Raw genomic sequence first — 20,361 nt, 5'->3', positions numbered from 1 at the left:
GCAACTAAAAGAAAAGGCATCCATAAGAAAACTTGATGGATGCTCTTTCTTTATTCCTATAAAAGAAAGCCTTTTAAAATATAGGCTCCGTTACATCTTATTGTGGATATTTGCATAATAATTAAGGAAAATCCTATTAATCAGAGGTTCCCCCATATTTGTTCAACTCAGTTGATTAAGAATGTTTATTAATTGATTTATTTTTTGCATTATCTAGTTCCTTTAATACATATCCATTTTTTATTTGGATTTACATAAAACTCTACTGTGTTAAACCCCGTTTTTTTAAACAGTTGCTCCATATCTTCCTTTGTTTTATAGGTTTTCATATGATAATTAATTTTGTATATCTCGGCAATAATGAAGAAACAGCCCTCTTGTTTCAATACTCTAAAAACCTCTTTTACACTGTTTTCTAAATCCGGCCAAAAGTAATGTGTTTGAAAAGCAGTGATAATATCAAAACTATTTTCGGGAAACGGAATGTTCGTCACGCTTGCTTGTTGAATGTGTACTTTACCTGTTTCTACATCTACCTTATTAGCTCTTATAGAGTCTTTCACTGCCTGTTCGGAATAATCTATACCATATATCTTTCCATATGTATTAATGTCTGACAGTAATTGCAGGGTCTTCCCTCCGCCACAACCTACATCCAACATTACAGATTCTTCTCTTACTTTTATCTTCTCCACAGCCCATTTGTTCATTTCAATATGAGCAGAGTTCATTATCCTTAACATAAATGAACCTAAAATCCCATTAGGATTCTTAGCTTGTTCTATTAACTTATTTAACAAGTTCAATTCTATACCTCCTTTCATTACATCTAACTCTATATATCGTTTACTTAATACGATAGAAAATGATATACGTTCCATTTTTTATTTTTTGTTCAACTATCTTGCCGTCAGTCGAGTAAGGATTACACAGTGAATTTAGATAAACGAAAACTAGCCTATGTTTCTGTCGTTTCAAATACAAAGGATGTTAAAGAGAGGAGAAAGGGGCGGAAAGCAAAGTTTATTAAGGGACTGATACGGTTGAAAGAGTATAAAAAGATTTTTTAAAAGTATATTTGTGTAGGAAATTCCCTTCCCCAAAAATATCATATAGCCAGTTCTTAATTGAATGAATGGAGCTTAAACAAGCATAGAAAATGGATATATGTTACAATTGTGGACAAAGAGGGGAGTGAGGGTGTGATAAGTGAAGAATTGGTCAGGAAGTTCGAAACTTTGACGCCTATTGAAGTACTTGAACGAAACAAATACGAGAAAGCAACTTCGCACGACCTAAAGATTTTAGAGGAACTAAACGATTTGGGATTAAACAAAGGAGTAATAAATGTACTGCTGGAGTTTGTATTGCTTGTTAACGGCATGAGACTAAACGGCAGATTAATTAAGAAGATTGCCAGTCACTGGTTAGAGTATGAAGTAACCACTATTGAACAGGCAATTATCTTTTCCCGAAAAGAGCACAGGCAATACCGCGCGTGGAAACGAACTTACAGGAGAGGGAATGCAGATAAAAAGTGGGCATAGAAAGCAGACAAGCAGTTAATTAAATGTTATTTACTATTGGACGAAGAAAATGACATCCGTAAAGCAAAAGCCTCTTCCGATCGGGGGGTTTTTTTCTATTAAACTTTTATAACTTGAGAAATGGTGGGAGGGAACGCATGTGGAAATCCGAAAGCCGTCAAACTTGGAGGTGGAAGAAATCATAGCCCGGTCTCCGCAAGCAGTATACGAAGGGACATTAAGGAAAGTAAAACCGACAAATAAAAAAGTAGAGCAACTTATAGAACCGCTGTTGAAAAAAGGCTGCTCCTACTTAATAGTAGTGGAAGGAGAAGAGTTAGCGGGTTGGGTGTTATTCGGCACAAGTGAAGACCAATTCTCTGACACGCCGATTGGCTTTATCTATGAACTGTTCATTAAGGAAACATTTAGAGGAAGGGGCTTTTCAGAACCGCTGTTAATGGAGGCTATTAATCATTTAAAGCTGAACGGTTATTCTGAGATTCGTTTAAGTGCTTTTTTAGGAAACCACGCCATCAAATTATATGAAAAATTGGGTTTCTCTATTAGGCATGTAACAATGAGCTTGAATGTATGAAAGCGAGCTATACAGGATCTCTTTTATCATCTATCCGATAGACTGGAAAGAGAAAATCAACAAAATGTTGCGGAAAAAAATAGGAGAAACGAATGAAAAAAATAATGGTAGCCGTTCTTCTGCCCGTTTTCTGGCAGCCTGTCAATTCGGCATGCCCGAGCCGACTAAGCCGGTGATAGCGGCAGGAAAAGAAAAGGTTGAATATCAAATTGGGTCTTATTCTTGGAGTCAAAATGGCAAAGGGGTAGAAGCTGATACTGCTGGACCGGAGGAACTTGTTAAAAACATAGATTATTCTACTGTTCCGGCAGGCTCCAATGTAGTTATCAAATTTAATTATTCTCCTTCTCATATGGAAGGATGGAAGCGACCAACTTATTAAAGTAAAACATAATAAGATTATGTTACTTAAAGAAAAAGGAGCGTTTATCTATGTGATTCATGCAAATTGGAAAGAAGGAGACGCTACCTATGCTTTTCGAATAGTTACAAAATGATCATTTGCATCTTCTGTATTTTCAGTGAACTTGTTAAGATAAGAGATAGATTCCATTTTAATTATAGGAGTGAAAAAGAATGAGTGTACATAAGGACCTTACGCTTCATGCGCAAAAGCAAAATCAATTATACAAAGAGTTTGCCGACTTGGATCAGCAAAGAGAGGCTTATATTCAGGAAGCTGTAGAGTTATGCAAAGCAGGAAAGAATTTCACAACCGACCGTATTAATGAGATTACCGAGCAAATTAATATTCTTGCAAACAAGAGGCTGATACCTAGCCGTAAACTAGTAACGCCAGAGATGGTTGATGAATATGTAAAAACTTTAAAGTGATGAATGAAAAACCGTTCCAAAGCTAATATTGGAACGGTTTTTCATTAAATAAAGATCATGTAGGCTAGATATATGACTCATAAACCGTAACTTTATTTCCTTTTAGTTCAAAAACGATGTAATCCGAGCCAGCTTTTCTCAGATAAAAATAAATTGCCTCGTTATCAACTTCCGTTAGGAGATCGCTAATCCAAACAGGAAATTGATTTTTTAATTCCTTAAACTCTTTACCGCTAATCCAAGAAGCAGAAAGATGCTTGATAGATTGGATGTCACTTGCTTGCTGATACTGTAATTCTGTAATCGCATCTCCGTCGCCATGAAATTCTCTCGTATTCTTTATCACTCGTTCCTTATTTGGCGGAGGAAGTAATAGTCCCCAGTTTGTTTCAAGAGTTTGTACATAGGTAGGAGATAATTCTGGGAAAACCCATTCTGGAAAAGCCAAAATTGCACCAATGATTAAAAGAAAGCCTGCAGTAAACGTGAAAAATACAGCTCTCCATTTTTTCTTCATACGATTAACAGTGAAACTCCTTTCAACGTGATGATAAGGTTTAATTTACTACAAAAAACCAATTTTGTAATTATTATCACTTATTTAAATATAAATGTATTTGGAATATGCTATACTATTCTGAAAAAGGGGGATGAAGATGGAAGAAACAATAATAAAAGCAGTTCAGGATGAGTATCCAGACGATTTTGCGTGGTGCTATGGATGCGGCCGGCTAAATGAAGAAGGGCATCATTTTCGGACGGGCTGGCAAGGGGAACAGACCGTAACCGTGTATACACCAGAGAAGGATCATACAGCCATTCCGGGTTTTGTCTACGGAGGGGTTATCGCCTCATTGATTGACTGTCATGGGACAGGTTCAGCTTCCTTAGCTCTGCACCGTAAAAATGGCCACGAATTAGGAGATGGAGCTGAACTGCCGCGATTTGTCACAGGCTCCTTACAAGTAGACTTTATCAAGCCCACTCCGCAAGGTGTCCCATTAAAGGCAGTGGGAAAAGTAGAAGAGGTTCATCCGAAGAAATGGAAAGTGCACACGGAAGTGTTTGCCAACGATGTACTTTGTGCTCGGGGAGAAGTAGTAGCGGTCGTCATGCCCAGTAGCTTTGTAAATAAGCAAGATTAATAGCAATAAATTAAATCAGGAGAATTCTTCCACGAATTCTCCTTTTAGACTGCAGAGAAAATCAATGAATGTTGAGTTTGCTGTTAAGTAATAATAAAGTGGTTTGAAAAACGACAGTTATACAATTCAACTTTTAGAAAAAATGGTTAGATGGACGAAAGAAAGTTTATTCATTCATATTTCTTTAAAATAATAGCTGCATTGTGACCTCCGAAACCAAATGAGTTAGATAGCCCCGTATTTATTTTCACTTGGCGAGCAACAGATGGTACATAATCAAGATCGCATAATGAATCGGGATTTTCTAGGTTAATTGTTGGAGGAATGATCCCTTCCTTCAAACTCATTGCTAAAGCAATGGCTTCCACCCCACCAGCTGCTCCTAACATATGACCAAGCATAGATTTGTTAGCTGTTACTGGAATCTGATAGGCTTGCTTCCCGAACAGCTGCTTGATAGCCATCGTTTCAGAGATGTCCCCGACTTTTGTACTTGTTGCATGGGCACTAATAACGTCAATTTCTTCAGGCGATATATCGGCATTTTTTAAAGCTGCTCTCATTGCAAGATAGGCCCCTTTACCTTCAGGATGTGTAGCTACGATATGATGTGCATCTGAACTTGCACCATATCCGATGACTTCTGCATAAATCTTTGCCTCTCTTTGCAAAGCATAAGATAAAGATTCTAAGATTAGAATTCCAGCTCCTTCTGACATGACAAACCCATCTCGATTGTCATCAAATGGACGACTAGCTTTAGTGGGATCATCGTTTCTTGTTGATAAGGCTGTCGCATTGCCAAAGCTGGCTATTGATAGGTCTGTTATCGCTGCCTCTGTTCCACCCGCAAACATAACGTCAACCTCTCCAGAACGAATGAGTCTAAAGGCTTCACCAATAGCTGTATTGCCAATTGCACAGGCAGAAACAGGTGACAAGGAGGGGCCCATCGCGTTCCACTTGATACTAATTTGTGCAGCAGCAGCATTAGAAATCATGGCAGGTACTAAAGTTGGGCTGACTCTTCTTGGCCCCTTCTGTCTAAGCACATCAATATTTTCAATTAAAGTGGCAATTCCTCCTATACCTGACCCTACGTATACGCCTAACTTTTCTACATCTATACGATCGAGGGCTAACTCGGAATCCGCCCAAGCTTGTTCAGCTGCAGCTAAAGCAAATTGAGAAAAGCGATCTAAACGTTTTGCTTCTTTCCCCCCTAAAACTTCATTGGCATCAAAATCTTGGACGATACCTGCAATTTTTGTCTTATGATTAGCCACATCAAATGTATCAATAGGGGATATACCAGATTTCCCATTAATCAGATTGTTCCAAAATGTTTGGATGTTGTTTCCTATAGGAGATACCACTCCCATACCGGTAATCACGACTCTTTCCACTTTTCATCCCCCTCAATCAATAATATACTTGTATTTTACAGTTCAGTTATCCTATTACAAGTGAGTATTTATCCTGGTATAAATACTAATAGGCTAAATTGATATGATGAGGAGTTTTAAAAATGAATGATAAAACTAGGCTGGAAGCTTTGTCGACATTTTTGAAAACTAAGCGAGCCCAAATTAAGCCAGAGTCTATTGGTTTACCTGCTGGAACACGGAGAAGGACACCGGGATTACGGAGGGAGGAAGTTGCCCAATTAGCAGGAGTAAGTACCACTTGGTACACATGGCTAGAGCAAGGAAGAGATATTAAGGTTTCTTCAATCGTACTAGATTGTATTTCTACAGCTTTACAATTAAACAATGACGAAAGAGACTACTTATACGATCTGGCATTAGAGGGAAAATCAGAAATTACCCATCAAAAAAAGAATCAATCAGAGCTTAGCCCTTCTTTAAAGCGAATACTAGCTGAATTAACCTATTGTCCGACTATTATTACGGATCGATATTGCCATATTGTAGGCTGGAATCCTGCAGCTGCCCATGTTTTTTTAAATTTCGGACAAATACCGAATGATCAAAGAAATTTGATCCGTTTAGTGTTCAATAGAAAAGAACTAAAGGCATTGGCCGTCAATTGGGAACATTTCGCTAAAGGGTTTCTTGCCATTTTCCGTACCTATTATGGACACTACTTAGGCGATGAATGGTACAACCAATTTATTGAAGAAATGAGCCGTTCGCATCCAACATTCCGAGATTTATGGCAAGAAAGTCAAGTAAGCAAGGCTCCAGAAATGATAATTGAATTCAGACATGCTAAAGCAGGCAAAATGTTGTTTAATTTAACTTCTCTTCAAGTTCAAGGGGAGGCAGATTTACGGTGCAGTATCTATACACCAGTAGAGGAAACAGATACAGAAAATAAATTAAAGCGATTAATGAAGAGGGTTTCCATTGAAAATGAATAAAGTAATTTCATTTCCAGGCGAGGCGGGCGGTGAGCCTTCTCGCTTTTCATTTCAATCAGCAGGGTTGACAAATTTAGATCACTATACCTGTTTTAAAAGTCCAAAAGGGGTTCAGAATAAGACCATTCTGAACCCCTTTTGCTGTCGTGTACTAACTGTCATCTGACGGGTCCCTGCTAGCATGAGGCTCTTCATCTTTATGAGGGGGAGCAACAGGATGAGCGTCGGTAATAACACGAACCGGTCGCATCATATCATGATCTTCGTGCTCAAGGAAATGGCAATGCCATACATAATTTCCGGTGTGTTCTTTAAAGTGCATAATTAGCTTCGTAACCATCCCTGCATCCGCCTTAGCTGTGTCTTTCCATCCTTGCTCATAAATCCGCGCTTTTTCCGCCGGGCCTGTAAATTCTATTTCTCCTGTTTGATTAAATCGTTCCAGGTTAAAGGGCTGTCGCTCGAGAATTTTAAATTGTACCAGGTGAATATGAATGGGATGCGCAACCGGAGTGGCATTAATAATATTCCAGACTTCAATGCTGTCCAGCGAAGGCTTTTCAGTTGCTGGATCATGCCACATTTTTCCGTCCAGCATAAACATGAGCCGCCCGTATTTATCGAAAGAGACACTTAATGGCAAATGACGGATAGTATGAGCCATGTGTTCATGCAGGTCCATGTTTGGGTATAATCTTTCAGGCACTTCGCTTGTGTCTTCGCCCCTTAGCGGCAAATCTACACGAAATTGCATAACCGATCTTGTGTGACTGTCCACAGCCTCGTTCGTATTAAGAAGGGTAATACATTCTCCTTTCCATTTAGAAAAGTCAATGACCAGGTCCATTCTTTCAGCTGTCAGCAATTCAAATGAACTAATTTCTGTCCGGTTGGATAGTAAGCCGCCATCTGTACCAATCTGATAGAACGATCCATTGTTGGACAGGCTGAAATTATATTCTCTTCTATTAGAGGCGTTTAAAATACGAAAACGATATTTGCGGGGCTCTACTCGCAAGTACGGCCAAACTTTACCGTTTACGGTGATCGTTTCTCCAAGAAATCCAGGAACGATAGAAGGAAAGACCGGCAAATTAGGGTTCGGTGTATCTGGATAAAAGAGAGAGCCGTCTTCGTTGAAAGAGCGATCCTGAATCATTAAAGGAATCTCATAATTGCCCTTTGGTAAATTGAGCCGTTCCTCCTGAGAATCACGGAGTAAATAAAATCCGGCAAGCCCAGCATAGACATTTAACCGTGTGAGAGCCATGCTGTGATCATGATACCAGAGGGTTGCACTTTGCTGATGATTCGTATAGGTGTGGATTTTTCTTCTAAACATCGGGCCGGTAATTTCATAATCATTTGTATACCAGGCTTCTGGATGACCGTCACTTTCCCAATCAACGTTTGCTCCGTGAAGATGGACGACAGATCTGACTTCTGGATTGCCCGCTGCTCCATGTAAGGTGTGATCAATAGGAAGAAAATGTTTTTTGGGAAGATGATTCAACCACCTTACTTCCAAATACTTCCCTTTTTTCGCTTCAATGGTTGGTCCTGGACTGATGCCGTTATATCCCCAAATCGTTGTGCGTGAAAAAGCGGGATGAAATTGATGCTTTGTTTCTTTTATCTTTATTTCATAATAGGAATCGCCGATAGTTGGCCTGGCTACAGGGGGCTTTCTTACTTGTTCCACAAATTTAGGGATAGTATTTGGATCTGCGGGGTTTACTCTTTTGCTCAATTGTGCTTCCACCTTCTTTTCTGAATTAAAGCCTTTTGCCTCGCTACATATTATGCAACCACTTTAGAGAAAGGAAATTAAATAATGAAATGATTTCCAAACGTTTAATATATTTGTAATGTAATTAAAATATATTAGACATTTTTCGATGTTAAAATAAGAGAAAAATAGAAAATACATAGAAAGCAGGGAAAAAGAGTGAGAAAATGGATAATCGCAGCAACGATGGCTGGCGCTTTACTAGCGAGCCCGGCTGCAGGGGAAGCAGCCTTAGGTGATCAGACTTTGAAAAGCGGGATGAAACATTCGGATGTAAAGGAATTGCAGCAAGTGTTAAAAGCAAAGGGATATTACAAGTCTTCACTGGATACAACCTTTGGACCTTTAACAAAATCAGCAGTCATTAGGCTGCAAAAAGCTAACGGGCTGACAGCGGATGGCATCGTAGGAAAAAACACATTTAGGGTGCTGGGGAAAACAACATCAAAGTCAACGGCAAGTGCTTCTAGCAAAACGAGCACAGTAGCTTATGCCAAAAAGTTTATAGGCGTTCCTTACAAGTGGGGAGGCGCTACGCCTTCAGGATTTGATTGCAGTGGATTTTTGACTTATGTTTATAAAAACAGTGCAAAGATCTCCTTGCCAAGAACAGTAGCTGGTATTTATTCTGCAGGAAAGAGAACGAGCAGCCCAAAAGTGGGAGACATTGTGTTCTTTGAAACATATCAAAAAGGCGCATCACATGCCGGTATTTATCTCGGCAACAATCAATTTATACATAGCTCTACTTCAGCTGGAGTGACCATCAGCTCTCTTAAGAGTTCATATTGGTCTAAGCGTTACATAGGTGCAAAAACATATTAATAAAAATACCCTATTCTTCAATAAGAATAGGGTATTTTTATTGATAACTTTTCGAGTAATATCGACAAATAAAACCCGAAAAATAGTTGTATAAGCAAGCGCTTTTATTTCCGCGAGCTGTTTGCTGGGATGAACAGAAGAAGCTGAAACAGATTTTTAGTTTCTATCTTATAAAGAGAATTCAGGTAGTTTATCTGCAAAGGGAATACTTCCTACTTAAAGAGAGTCCGAATTAGATGAAAGTGAGCACTGCAAGAGTACCCACTTTTGTTAAATCATTTGCCGTTGAATAAAATAATTTTTCTTGAACAAAGCTCGTTGAAGATCACCCAGCTTATTATTACTCAAGAATCACATCATTGTTTTTTGTTAAGTCCCAGGAAGTAATAATGCCGACCGGTAGTTCATCTGATCCGCCCTCTGGAGTAATGAGGACAGCTTCCAGCTTTTTATTGAGAGACTGGTGTTCTTCAAAAGTGTATTCAATGTCAAAAATATTGGCATCTCGTTTGACGAAGGAAAGAAAATAATCATTTTGCTCAGGCAGGACATCTTTTACTTGGACGTTAGCAATGTTGATTTTTCCCTCAGCATGCGTGTTGGCCATCCATTTCAATATTTCTTTTCCAGTTAACAAGCCCTGGTATTTTCCTTTTTCATATACAGGATATTCATTGATTTGATCATCGCGAATCATTTCTAGCACTTGTACAAGCGGAGTATCCGGTTCGACGATATGAACGGGGGAGGAGGCGATCGACATCGCTTCTGCCGGCTCTGATAACATTTTGTCGATCTGCTCAATGCGCTCAACAATTTCTTGATGAGGCTCAGCTATGTAGTAATCCGCTTCTGTCTTTTGGTGAACAATGGCGTTTCTCAATTTAGCGTACTGCTTCAATTCGTCAAGGTGGGCACGGACGCTTGCATGATTGCGTGCACTTATATGAAGCAGCTCCATAAAAGCATCGCTTTCACTTTGTTTTACTGTTGCCTTGAGTCTGTTGTGTATTCGATTAAAAGCAGCTTCAAAGCGTTCAGATAACTCATCATTAGTTTTTGTCTCTTTTCCCATTCTTTTTTCTCCTTTGCTAACTTACAGCTTATTATCATTAAAAAGCTGAATGTAGTTTATCCTTACCCGCTCTATAGGTGAATTATGAGCGAGTACATGAAAAAATAAAAAAGATTGCTGAAAACAGCAAAAGTATGTTATAGTAATCAAGCGATGAGCTAATTTGCGTAAGTCGGAAAGTCTGCTGTTTGGCAGAACGTCTGGATGTGGCCAGACGGCTTTCCGCCGCAAAATACGTCAGAAAAAGCTGTCATGGAGGGAATATTCCACTCTATGACAGCTTTTTTCGTTGGGCTGTTATTACTGTTGTTTGTTAGCGATCAGGACTAATTTTCCTTTATCCAATTCTTTTTCGTATGTGTCCGCTTCTTGTTGAGATAGGCCGAGTGACTTCATTTTGCTTCGTAACTCATCGCCACGAGACTTAAAGATATTAGTCATGCTATTCAATACACCTTGTTCTTTCATGCCCACTTCATTTGTATGAAGAGCCTCAGCTATGTCTTCTCCACGATGTTCGTCATGGGCAAGGAGATAGACGTTATCTAAAGAATAGCCTTGAGAGAGTAAGCCTTCAATCTCACTTTTTGCTTGTACTGCATTCTCTACTGTTTTTGTTGTAACCATTGTATCTGCCTCCTGATTTTGTATTCTCTATATGTTTACCATCAAACTCCCAGCTCTAAACATAGAAAGTTCAGTGCGATTTTTCTTTGTCGGAATGTCTTCTAACTAGCCAGACAGCTCCGGCCACTCCAAAAATGAGCAAAGCAACAGATAAGGAAAAGAAAGGCGGCCGATAGATAAGCTGGATATGATTGTTCCCTTTTTCTAAAGGGAACCCGGTAAAGGCAAAGTTGGCTTTTTCTATTTCCTTTGGTTCATTATTTATTTTTAGCTTCCAGCCTTTTTCGTACGGAATCGGCAATACCATATACCGTTCACCAGTTTCGTTTTGATAGTCAATAGAGACTTTGTTTTTATCCCAGTTTATTTCAGGCTGCTTTATTTTTTTAGCTGCAGCTTGATGGAGCTCTTTATAATCCTCTTCAAACAACTTCAAGCTTTTCAGTTCGTAGGTGCCTTTAGGAAGGCGAAGAGCAATTTGTTTCTCCTTTGGAATACGAATGACGACGGTTTGGATGCCTGTTTTATAAATAGAGGCAGCCGGCTTCCTCGTCGTTCGATAATTATTAACTTTTAAGGCAAAGCCTTTGCCATGAACATTTCTTATATAAAACTCGACATAATAATCCTTCGTTTCCTTAGAAGACTTGTGCGGGGTAATCACAATGCCGCCATCGTTTTTGGTAACTTTTAATTTGTCGTTTTTGTATGTGGCATTTACTGCCTGAATATCCGCTTCTCCGATTGTATTTTTTTCTGGGGCCAGAAAATGGCTAGTACCGTTCTTTTTCTCCAAAACAACACCAGAAAGCATGGCGTGCTCCTTCTCCATTGGAGAGCGTTTTTTCAAATCCTCCTCATAAAATACCTGGCGGGCAGTCCTCACGAAAGGAAGAGTCAGCGTGTTTTTAAATACGGTATAGTGGGCTGATTCCGCAAAGGGGACAAAACCATACGGAGCATTGGCCGCCTGCTCTTTTTTTCTCATCCAGTATTTTGTTTGCAGCCAACTGTAAAGATTCGCCCGGTTGCCTAAAGTAGCATAGCGGCTTACACTCTCGCGTCCCATATCAATCTGCAAATCATGCCAGTAGAAGAAGAGAAGCTCTTCATTAAAGATGCTTGAATATAAGCTTGTTCCGTTGAAATTTTGAACAATGGGAGTATTGTTTCTAAGATCATTCATCCAATCAATTCTTGTCAGTGGGTCTTGTTCGGAACGCTGAACTTTATCAATCAGGCGTTGCTGTTCAGCCCCATTGTATTTAGGGTCCTGCAAAAAATCACGGGAGACCCGGTCAACAGCGAATTCATCCGACATGATCAATTGCTGATACGTATTGACGACCAAAAGGCCTGAAGCGACAACAGCAAGCTGCAGGACAACGAGGAAAACCGTCTTCTTTGTCCATACATAAAGAAAGAGCAGAAAGGCCACCAGGAAAAACAATTGCATAACGATGTCCATCTGCTGTTCAAATAAAGCAGTAAGAACCGGTCCGATGATATAGGCCATGGCCTGTCCTGCAGACAAATAAATGCCAAAGGAAATCGTTATGGATAAAAGCAGTTGGTGGATACGAATCTTATATAAGGATTGCAAGCCGGCGGCTACACAGCCACCTGCAGTAAAGGAAAGTAAATATTCCCAGCGATATTGTGGAGCCGAAAAGCCATTAAATGCACTTGCTGCTAATGGGCTAAAGTGAAGCACGACTAGTAAAAAGGTCAGCAAGGCGAAAAATCGATATGTACGAACCTTGTATAAAGAAGGAACAAACAGAAACAATAACAGGATCGCTGGCAAGATAATATATTTACTGGCATATAAAATGTTGTCTGTGATAAGAAAAGAAGGAATGTCTGCTTCATAAGCAGGCCGATAATTATTAAGAAATCCATAAACAGCCGGGATAAAAGAGATCGCACTTATACAAAAACTGACAAGGCCGGCCGTGAAAAAGAGAACAAGCTGTTTTCGTTTCGAGTATTCTTCCTGTGATAAAGGAACTATCCAGCGAAACAATATATAAATAAACAAAAAGATTAGGTGGATATAGGCAAAATAAAAATTATTGAAAAACATCAGTGACCAGGAAGCAATAAACCATCCGGGTTTTCCTTCACGGATAATTTTTTCTGTGCCTAACACGAGAAGAGGCAGCCAGAGCATGGCATCAGTAAAAAATTCCCAGTAAACAACATGGCGAAAATACATGACAGTCAAACCGTACACTGCCGCTCCGGTGAAAGCAGCAGACAGGCGGATGCCCATGTATTTAAATGTGAAGGCAGCCGCTGAGATAACGAGGGCAAGTCTTATTATGCTTACAATCAATACGGTATTTGCCCAGAATAATAAATCGGGCGGAGAAATCAGCCCTATGGTTTCTAATAAATAAACAATTGCTGCGGTGAGCAGAAAAATGATAGAAGTGGAAAAATAATAGGCGAGCTGACTGTAAAATCCGCCACCTAACCCAAATGCCCAGGAGTAGAAAAAGTTCCCGTGACTGTACTGATCATAAATAAATTTTTTGAAGGGGATCATTTGTGATAAACCGTCGTTCGGCCCAATCATAAATCGTCCATCCAACCAATCCTGAATAAAAAAGAAATGAGCAGCCGCTGATAAAAGCAGACTGCTAATAATAACAACGATGACACTTTTTTTTCTCATGCACTAACACTCTCTTTTTTCAAAATTTTGCTCGTAACGATAAAAGTAGCGGGCAAGGCAACGAATACAGCCAAGATGGGAGTGATCATGCTGTTGATCTGGAAGTATTCAATAAATACATACATAAAAAGAGAAGACACTGTAAAGTTAACAGCTTGTGAGAGCGGAAACTTTAAAAATTTCGCTAATGTGGGCTTCACCTTAAATGTAAAATAAGAATTTAAAAAGAAAGAAAGGACGAAGCTGACTAAAAAAGCCAGTACGTGGGATGGCATATACATCCAGCCAACAAGTACGTGAAGCATTAAATAGACAGCATAGTAATTAAAGGTATTGATTCCCCCGATTATGACGAATCTGATAAATTCTTGGCTTGTTTTTCTCATATTGCGCTCCGTTCATAAAATTTGTTTCCTGAATTAAATAAGGCGGCCGTTTTTTTGTCTCATAATAGATACGGCCGATATATTCACCAATCACACCGAGACTCACGAGTTGAATCCCTCCTAAAATGAGGACCGCTGTGATGATTGTAAAATACCCGGGTACGTCAATGCCATTATTTAAAATTTGAACAAATGTAATGGCGCTATAAATAAGTGCGAGACATAAAACAACAGCTCCCGAGTAGAAACATAACCTGAGTGGCCGGTTGTTAAATGAGATAAACCCATCGAGTCCATAGTTCAACAATTTGGAAAAGGACCATTTTGTTTCACCATTTTTTCTTAACACATTGTTATAATCAATGACTTTTTGATTCATGCCAATCCATGAGAAGAGTCCTTTGGAAAAACGTTGCCCTTCATTTAATGACAGAACAGCTTGGACAGCTTTTTCGCTCAGTAGTCTGAAATCGCCGACCCCGTCTTCTAATTGGACATCTACAATATGGTTGATGAGCTTGTAGTACGTAGAAGAAAAAAACTTTTTTAGAGCAGGCTCCCCATTGCGGTTTCGCCGTGCAATTACTTGATCAAATCCTTCTTCGTAACCTTTCAGCAATTTAGGAATTAAAAAGGGAGGGTGCTGCAAATCTGCATCCATAATGATGACAGCACGGCCGTTAGCATGCTGTAAACCAGCGAGCAGAGCGGCCTCTTTTCCGAAATTGCGGGAGAAAGAAATAAATTTAACTTTAGGTGTTTTTGCTGCAAGCTGTTTAATTTCTTTTAACGTGTTATCAGTGCTTGCATCGTTAATAAAACAAATTTCAAAATCATACGCTAACTTTGTAAATTCCTTTTTGATGCTTTCGTAAACTAATGAAATGTTATCTTCCTCATTATAAGCTGGTATGATGATTGAAATGGTATTCACACTTCTCCGCCTCTTCTCTTCATAAAATTAATTCTGTTGTGCAAAGGGTAGATTCTTTTTATGTATGCCCTAAATTGACAGAAAAATGAAAAGAAAATAATGATAAATCTGACATAATATCAGTCGATTTGTATAAATTCTGTCAAACGGACATATACCCTGTTTTCGCTTTTTTAATCCTTTTAAAGTCGAAGAGAATTGTTTTCGGCTTGATTTTATTCGAAAAACAAGGGTAAATTTTATAGCAATGATAAAAGATCTTCAAAAGGACAGGTGAAAGCAAATGTTCAATTTAACTAAAAATCATGATCCTTCCAAAAACGATAAGCTGATCTCTCAGTTTTTCCATAATAGCCCATCTATAAAACAGATTGTTCAAGAAACAAATAATTTATTCGCCCAATATAAAAAACGCTATCCATTTCCTTCGAATAAAGAGGCACCACGATCTTTCTCTATTAGCGGCTTATTTCAAAAGGCAACAGCTTTTTTTATTAATCTTCTTTTGCCGGCGGAGCGCGTTAAGCCGGTTGTTTCTTCAGAAACGTTAGTAGACGAAAGGGGCAATGTCTTTCCGGCTTGGAAAGATTTATTGGATAAAGAGTATACGATTTTGTCGAAACAAATGAACCGGGAGGTAAATGTGATAGACTATGGAGCTGTCGGAGATGGAGTAACGGATTGTACCGAAGCCTTTCGAAAAGCAATTGGAAAAGGAAAGGTAAAAGTATATATCCCGAAAGGAACCTTTCTCGTAAAAGAAATCCGACTTCCCTCTTTCACCCACCTTGTCGGGGAAGGGGAAGAGCAAACGATTTTAAGACTTCATGATCAGGCGCCGAAAAGCAGTTGGCTCGTTACAAATGCAGACCATAAAAAGGGAAACCACCATCTATGTGTGGAGAATATGACCCTGGACTGGAATGTAGAGCGTCTTGGAGATATTCCACGTACAAGCACAGGTGGCAATCGATCCAGTTGTCTCACTTATGCCCATGTGTCCTATGGTTGGGTAAAGAAAGTGAAAGCAATCAACCCCGGGCTACATTGCTTTGATATTTCATCTACAAAATATAGTTACTCTGGCGATGGCACAAGAGCACGGGGAGGTAGTAAGTACGTTTGGCTGGATGGCCTTCAGGGATATGGTTTCGGAGATGATGGCATCACAACCCACCATAGTGATTTCATTTTTATTTCTAATTCCCACATGTGTGATCCAAGCGGAAAAGGACACAAAGAAGGATTTTCTAATTCAAACGGCATTGAAGTAGATGACGGTTCAAGAAATATTTGGCTGCTCAACAATTCAACAGCTAGATGTTTCGGGGGAGTAGAAATAAAAGCCCATCATAACTCGTCTGCTGCTAACAACGTTCATATTGTAGGGCATCTTTCAGTAAACGACAACCGCTCCTTTAACTTCAGGCATATTGGCCATCATAGCGCGGCAGATCCGGAATCCCTTACCGCTTATAATATTTCCGCTGCCCGGCTTGTTTCTATTGCTCCTATAAGGACGGCGCTCTACCGAAATTCTACACCAAGAGCGTTGGTTGTTTCGGCTTATAAGAATGTAATGATTAATCATTTCGCTGTGATCGGAGACCCGAATTATGATTATAAAAAGCAGCCGGTTATTGCTATCCAATACCGGTCTCGAAATGTCCACCTCCATCATCTGCATATCAAAGACTTTAAAAAAGCATCTGTTGATATTAAAGTATTCGGCGGGGGCAAAGAGCGGATGATGTTCATATTAAACATGTGACAATCGATCAGTCAGCGAAAACCGGGATCCTAATTGGGGCTGGTGTCAAAAAAGCAACCGTTCAAAATGTGCGGGCAAAAAAGCAAGGAGGGATATGCGGTTGTCAAGCGGATACCTCGACAGCCGTGCTCAAAAATATTGTGGCCGAGGGATATGAGATGGCTTTTTCAGGGGATGAGTCAAAACACTAATGAATAGAAACGGAAGAATAAGGAGATAAGAAAAAGAATCAGCCTTGAAAGGAGTGAACAGCATGAAAGGGGTCATTTCAATCTTCTTATTGATCATAGCTCTTCCACTTGCCGCTTGTGCCAACAAAGATGAGGCCCAAAATCAACCCGATAAAGCGCCAGTAAAAGGAGAAGGGGCTAACGCCACTTACCCGTTTACCAGCTTTGATCTTGATGTGGACATGGACGGAGCGGACGATGCGATTGATGTCAGCTACGAGCAGGATAAAGAGGGAACAGAAGCATCTTATGTGAATAAAACGAACAATCAAAATTTAACCGGCGATCAAGCGATGAACGCATTGGATGAAATATTTTCCTCCTTTACTTTTAACGATACCACCCCTGATGATGAAGTATTGCGAAGTGTAGAAGAAGCATTCGATATTCCTAAAGATGCCAAATCTGTAGAAGTGGATATTGATTTCACAGGCGGTACAGAGAAGAAATATAGCCGGTAATTGCCACCAATCTGCTCCTTAAAGGGCAGATTGGTTTTATTGTTTGGCCAGGCAAGGGAGATCGGGTGTTGTTGTCCAGCAGGGCAAGGCCATAGAGCTTTGTCCTGACATTTTTGCTATGGGATTTTCTGTGTTTGGAGTGGATGGTAGGAATGTATGAGTTTGTGCATAGAAGGCGAATGAAAAAATAACTACATATAAAGATGAATGCCTGAAAAACCACTAAAATAGTGATAGTTATTTAACAAAAATTATAGTATATTCATAGGAGGTGGAAAAATAATCACATAAAGGGGCTATTAGCAAGAAAATGAATAATGAACTAAATAACCGGAGCAGGAGAAGACAGCGCAGACGGTTAAAGAAATCAGTCAAGTTGACTCTTTTTGTCCTGTGCCTGCTGATTATCAGTCTCTCTGTATATAACTTTAGCTTAAAGCCAGCCGAGACAGCCAGCGATCAAGCCGATCGAGGAAAAGCAAAGGCAAAGCAGCTAGATGATCAAAAAGATCAGCCGGTGCCCGTGAAAGAAACAGCCATCACGATTAGCGCAGCCGGGGATTTCACGCTCGGTACAGATGAAACATTTCAGCGTGCAGGCTCTTTTCCGGATGAAGCAGAGAAGAATGGCCTTTCTTACTTTGTAGCTGAATTAGACGATATTTTTAAAAATGACGACTTATCAACAGTAAATTTAGAGACGACCTTAACAAATGCTACTGAAAAAGCGGTGAAAAAGTTCCGTTTTAAAGGAGATCCGTCCTACGCACAGATTCTAGAACTTGGCGGAATTGAAGCCGTGAATTTGGCCAATAACCATATTCATGACTATTTGCAAAAGGGCTACGATGATACGATCGAAACGCTCAAGAAACAGAAAATAGGCTACTTCGGTTATGACAACAAGTATTTGACAGAGGTTAAAGGAATAAAAGTAGGCGCCCTCGGTTATGAGGGATGGAATGATACGCCTGAGCTTCGTGAGACAGTGGCAAAAGATATTAAAGAGCTGAAGAAAAAAGGGGCCGAGATTGTTCTTGTTCATTATCACTGGGGAATTGAAAGAAGTTACGTACCAGAAGAATCACAAAAAACACTGGCACGCTATACAGTAGACAGTGGGGCAGATTTGATCCTTGGCCACCATCCTCATGTGGTACAAGGGATAGAAGAATATAACGGAAAGTTTATTGTCTACAGCCTAGGCAACTTTATGTTTGGCGGCAATAGAAATCCAAGCGATAAAGATACCTATGTATTTCAGCAGACATTCCATTTGAAAAATGGAAAGCTGACAGATAAAAAAGAAATCCATGTGGTTCCATTTTCTATTTCTTCTGTTTCCTACCGAAATAACTATCAGCCTAAAAAGCTAGATGGTGCGGAAGCGGACAGAGTCAAGAAGAAAATTATCGATGTATCCGACCAAATTAACGGTACTGATTGGCTGCAATATGAAAAAGGTAATTGAATAAAAAGCATCTGATCCATTCGCTAAAAAGCTGTGCAAACAGGCTGCAAACTGTTTGTGCAGCTTTTTTATTTGGCCTGTTAAAGCTGAATGTTCTTTTTTCCAATGATTGATTGTAACAGAAGGCGGCGATTCCCACAGAAAGCATCTGCCTGCAGTGAAAATCAATACTTAAGCATAACAGAGCCTTTCGTTTACTAACGTTATTTGAAGTAAGCAGCGTCAGTGATCTGAAAAAAGGATTTGCTAGTATGCGCGCCGAAGTATGGAAGTATGGTAGAGAGGAAAGGAGGAGCAAGCATGTCAAAGAAAATAGTAGAGAAGTTGAATCAAAATCTGTCCTTGCCTGTCATTGTAGCCCCTATGTTTCTAGTATCCAGCCCCAAATGGTCATTGAGGGATGTAAATCAGGAGTAATTGGCTCATTTCCGCTGTTAAATGCGCGGACGGTAGAGACATTAAGGGAGTGGATGGAGACCATTACCACGGAATTATCAACGGCAAAACAACAAAAGACAGATCAAGCTATCGCCCCTTGGGCAGTGAATTTCATCGCTCACCGTTCAAACAAGCGATATAATGAGGACCTGGCGTTGATTGGAGAATATCAGCCCCCCATTGTAATTACCTCATTGGGAGATCCAAGTCCAGTCGTAGAGGTTGTTCATCAATATGGAGGGTTAGTTTTTGCAGATGTGATTACCGTTTCCCATGCCCAAAAAGCTGCTGGTAAAGGGGTGGACGGTCTTATTTTAGTATGTACAGGAGCCGGTGGCCACGCAGGGACTATTCATCCTTTTGCATTTATGGGAGCGGTCAAAGAATTTTGGGAAGGCCTGACCATTTTATCAGGTGCTATTTCGAACGGCGGAGATATTCTTGCAGCGCAAGCATTAGGAGCTGATCTTGCCTATATGGGAACGCGGTTTATTACAGCAGAAGAAAGCTTTGCCCAAAAAGAATACCGGGATATGGTCATTGATTCTACACTTGATGATCTCATTTATACAAATGCTTTCAGTGGAGTAAATGCCAACTATTTAAAGCCGAGCATTAGACAGGCAGGTCTTGACCCCGATCAATTGGAAAGTAAGAATAAAGCTGATTTTTCAAAAATGAACGGTGAGGCTCCTAAAGCCTGGAAAAACATTTGGTCAGCCGGTCAAGGAGTTAGCACGATTAATAAAGTCCAGACAATGCAGCAGATTGTAGAAGAGTTAAAAGCTTCCTACAAGGCAGCTCGAAAAAACCTTATGGAATAAAGGCCTTCATTTGACGAAAAAAAGGAAATAAAAATGAATGACTAATCATTCATTTTATATGAGAAAACGGCAGAAGGGAGACGGTGGCATATCTTCGAAAGATTTATAGATAAATAGATCGTGTTAGCTGCGAGCATGTACCAGGACGCTCTTTAGCCAGCAGACAAAGTCTAATATTGGACTTTGTCTGCTGGCTTTTTATTGTTAAGAAATATTCCTGTCTCGTTGTAGTTAGTAAAAGCAATCAATAGGCTATAGAAAGGACTTTCCTTTCTATAGATTAAACAATCAATCCAACATATATAGCAAAGTGTATGGTTTATTTATCGGAAAATTCATACAAATTGGCGGATGTGTTTTTGGA

Annotated in this window: 20 protein-coding genes; 11 read left to right on the top strand and 9 right to left on the bottom strand. The window is 39.7% G+C overall.

The genetic code is table 11. From position 1 onward, the window contains the following. Positions 1-209 precede the first annotated feature (209 nt). Positions 210-806, bottom strand: coding sequence for a class I SAM-dependent methyltransferase (locus CJ483_RS02580; protein ID WP_120031645.1), 597 nt, complete (start codon positions 804-806; stop codon positions 210-212). Positions 807-1,202: 396 nt separating this feature from the next. Here CJ483_RS02580 and CJ483_RS02575 point away from each other — a divergent pair, with 396 nt between their 5' ends. The 4 genes from CJ483_RS02575 to CJ483_RS02560 all read left to right on the top strand — a co-directional run bounded on the left by CJ483_RS02575 (position 1,203) and on the right by CJ483_RS02560 (position 2,958). After that, complete coding sequence (locus tag CJ483_RS02575; RefSeq protein WP_182916940.1) at positions 1,203-1,547, top strand: DnaD domain protein; 345 nt, start codon at positions 1,203-1,205, stop codon at positions 1,545-1,547. Positions 1,548-1,686: 139 nt separating this feature from the next. Beyond that, positions 1,687-2,124 carry a GNAT family N-acetyltransferase gene (locus tag CJ483_RS02570; protein WP_120031640.1) on the top strand — a complete coding sequence of 146 codons (438 nt, stop codon included), beginning with the start codon at positions 1,687-1,689 and terminating at the stop codon, positions 2,122-2,124. A 64-nt stretch (positions 2,125-2,188) separates the two neighbouring features. Continuing rightward, the gene (locus CJ483_RS02565) at positions 2,189-2,506 is read left to right on the top strand and encodes a hypothetical protein (RefSeq protein ID WP_142927205.1); all 318 of its coding nucleotides are present in this window, start codon (positions 2,189-2,191) and stop codon (positions 2,504-2,506) included. Positions 2,507-2,700: 194 nt separating this feature from the next. Then, positions 2,701-2,958 carry a DUF2533 family protein gene (locus CJ483_RS02560; protein WP_120031636.1) on the top strand — a complete coding sequence of 86 codons (258 nt, stop codon included), beginning with the start codon at positions 2,701-2,703 and terminating at the stop codon, positions 2,956-2,958. Positions 2,959-3,022: 64 nt separating this feature from the next. On the opposite strand, the gene CJ483_RS02555 is transcribed toward CJ483_RS02560, so the two are convergent. Continuing rightward, the gene (locus tag CJ483_RS02555) at positions 3,023-3,475 is read right to left on the bottom strand and encodes a hypothetical protein (protein ID WP_120031634.1); all 453 of its coding nucleotides are present in this window, start codon (positions 3,473-3,475) and stop codon (positions 3,023-3,025) included. Positions 3,476-3,614: 139 nt separating this feature from the next. On the opposite strand from CJ483_RS02555, the gene CJ483_RS02550 reads away from it, so the two are divergent. Continuing rightward, positions 3,615-4,103 carry a PaaI family thioesterase gene (locus CJ483_RS02550; protein ID WP_120031632.1) on the top strand — a complete coding sequence of 163 codons (489 nt, stop codon included), beginning with the start codon at positions 3,615-3,617 and terminating at the stop codon, positions 4,101-4,103. 170 nt (positions 4,104-4,273) lie between these two features. On the opposite strand, the gene fabF is transcribed toward CJ483_RS02550, so the two are convergent. Next, positions 4,274-5,509, bottom strand: coding sequence for a beta-ketoacyl-ACP synthase II (gene fabF, locus CJ483_RS02545; RefSeq protein ID WP_120031630.1), 1,236 nt, complete (start codon positions 5,507-5,509; stop codon positions 4,274-4,276). A 122-nt stretch (positions 5,510-5,631) separates the two neighbouring features. Here fabF and CJ483_RS02540 point away from each other — a divergent pair, with 122 nt between their 5' ends. Beyond that, positions 5,632-6,486, top strand: a complete 855-nt coding sequence (locus CJ483_RS02540) for a helix-turn-helix transcriptional regulator (RefSeq protein ID WP_120031628.1) — start codon at positions 5,632-5,634, stop codon at positions 6,484-6,486. Positions 6,487-6,637: 151 nt separating this feature from the next. On the opposite strand, the gene CJ483_RS02530 is transcribed toward CJ483_RS02540, so the two are convergent. After that, complete coding sequence (locus CJ483_RS02530) at positions 6,638-8,236, bottom strand: multicopper oxidase family protein (RefSeq protein ID WP_120031624.1); 1,599 nt, start codon at positions 8,234-8,236, stop codon at positions 6,638-6,640. Positions 8,237-8,434: 198 nt separating this feature from the next. Here CJ483_RS02530 and CJ483_RS02525 point away from each other — a divergent pair, with 198 nt between their 5' ends. Continuing rightward, positions 8,435-9,100: a C40 family peptidase gene (locus tag CJ483_RS02525; RefSeq protein ID WP_120031622.1), complete on the top strand. Its 666-nt coding sequence runs from the start codon at positions 8,435-8,437 to the stop codon at positions 9,098-9,100. Between the two features lie 340 nt (positions 9,101-9,440). On the opposite strand, the gene CJ483_RS02520 is transcribed toward CJ483_RS02525, so the two are convergent. The 5 genes from CJ483_RS02520 to CJ483_RS02500 all read right to left on the bottom strand — a co-directional run bounded on the left by CJ483_RS02520 (position 9,441) and on the right by CJ483_RS02500 (position 14,802). Beyond that, complete coding sequence (locus tag CJ483_RS02520; RefSeq protein ID WP_120031620.1) at positions 9,441-10,175, bottom strand: CBS domain-containing protein; 735 nt, start codon at positions 10,173-10,175, stop codon at positions 9,441-9,443. Positions 10,176-10,475: 300 nt separating this feature from the next. Beyond that, the gene (locus CJ483_RS02515; RefSeq protein ID WP_120031618.1) at positions 10,476-10,802 is read right to left on the bottom strand and encodes a YflT domain-containing protein; all 327 of its coding nucleotides are present in this window, start codon (positions 10,800-10,802) and stop codon (positions 10,476-10,478) included. 70 nt (positions 10,803-10,872) lie between these two features. Further along, positions 10,873-13,482: a YfhO family protein gene (locus CJ483_RS02510; RefSeq protein ID WP_120031616.1), complete on the bottom strand. Its 2,610-nt coding sequence runs from the start codon at positions 13,480-13,482 to the stop codon at positions 10,873-10,875. Next, positions 13,479-13,868: a GtrA family protein gene (locus CJ483_RS02505; protein WP_120031614.1), complete on the bottom strand. Its 390-nt coding sequence runs from the start codon at positions 13,866-13,868 to the stop codon at positions 13,479-13,481. The genes CJ483_RS02510 and CJ483_RS02505 overlap by 4 nt, the downstream gene beginning before the upstream one ends. Further along, a complete protein-coding gene (locus tag CJ483_RS02500) occupies positions 13,807-14,802 on the bottom strand; it encodes a glycosyltransferase family 2 protein (protein ID WP_120031612.1) in 996 nt (331 codons plus the stop codon). Before CJ483_RS02500 ends, CJ483_RS02505 begins: the two co-directional genes overlap by 62 nt. A gap of 283 nt (positions 14,803-15,085) precedes the next feature. Between CJ483_RS02500 and CJ483_RS02495 the strand changes: the two genes are divergently transcribed. The 4 genes from CJ483_RS02495 (at position 15,086) to CJ483_RS02480 (ending at position 19,997) form a co-directional block, all read left to right on the top strand. After that, entirely contained in the window at positions 15,086-16,573 is a 1,488-nt protein-coding gene (locus tag CJ483_RS02495; protein WP_259455542.1) for a glycoside hydrolase family 55 protein, read from the top strand. Positions 16,574-16,826: 253 nt separating this feature from the next. Next, entirely contained in the window at positions 16,827-17,264 is a 438-nt protein-coding gene (locus CJ483_RS02490) for a YusW family protein (RefSeq protein ID WP_120031610.1), read from the top strand. A gap of 310 nt (positions 17,265-17,574) precedes the next feature. Then, positions 17,575-18,735: a CapA family protein gene (locus CJ483_RS02485; RefSeq protein ID WP_120031608.1), complete on the top strand. Its 1,161-nt coding sequence runs from the start codon at positions 17,575-17,577 to the stop codon at positions 18,733-18,735. Positions 18,736-18,986: 251 nt separating this feature from the next. After that, entirely contained in the window at positions 18,987-19,997 is a 1,011-nt protein-coding gene (locus CJ483_RS02480) for an NAD(P)H-dependent flavin oxidoreductase (RefSeq protein WP_342753588.1), read from the top strand. Positions 19,998-20,361: the final 364 nt, after the last annotated feature.

Source organism: Bacillus sp. PK3_68 (assembly GCF_003600835.1).
In the GTDB taxonomy this organism is placed as follows: Bacteria; Bacillota; Bacilli; order Bacillales; family Domibacillaceae; genus Pseudobacillus.
This window is presented reverse-complemented; position numbering and strand designations above follow the sequence as displayed.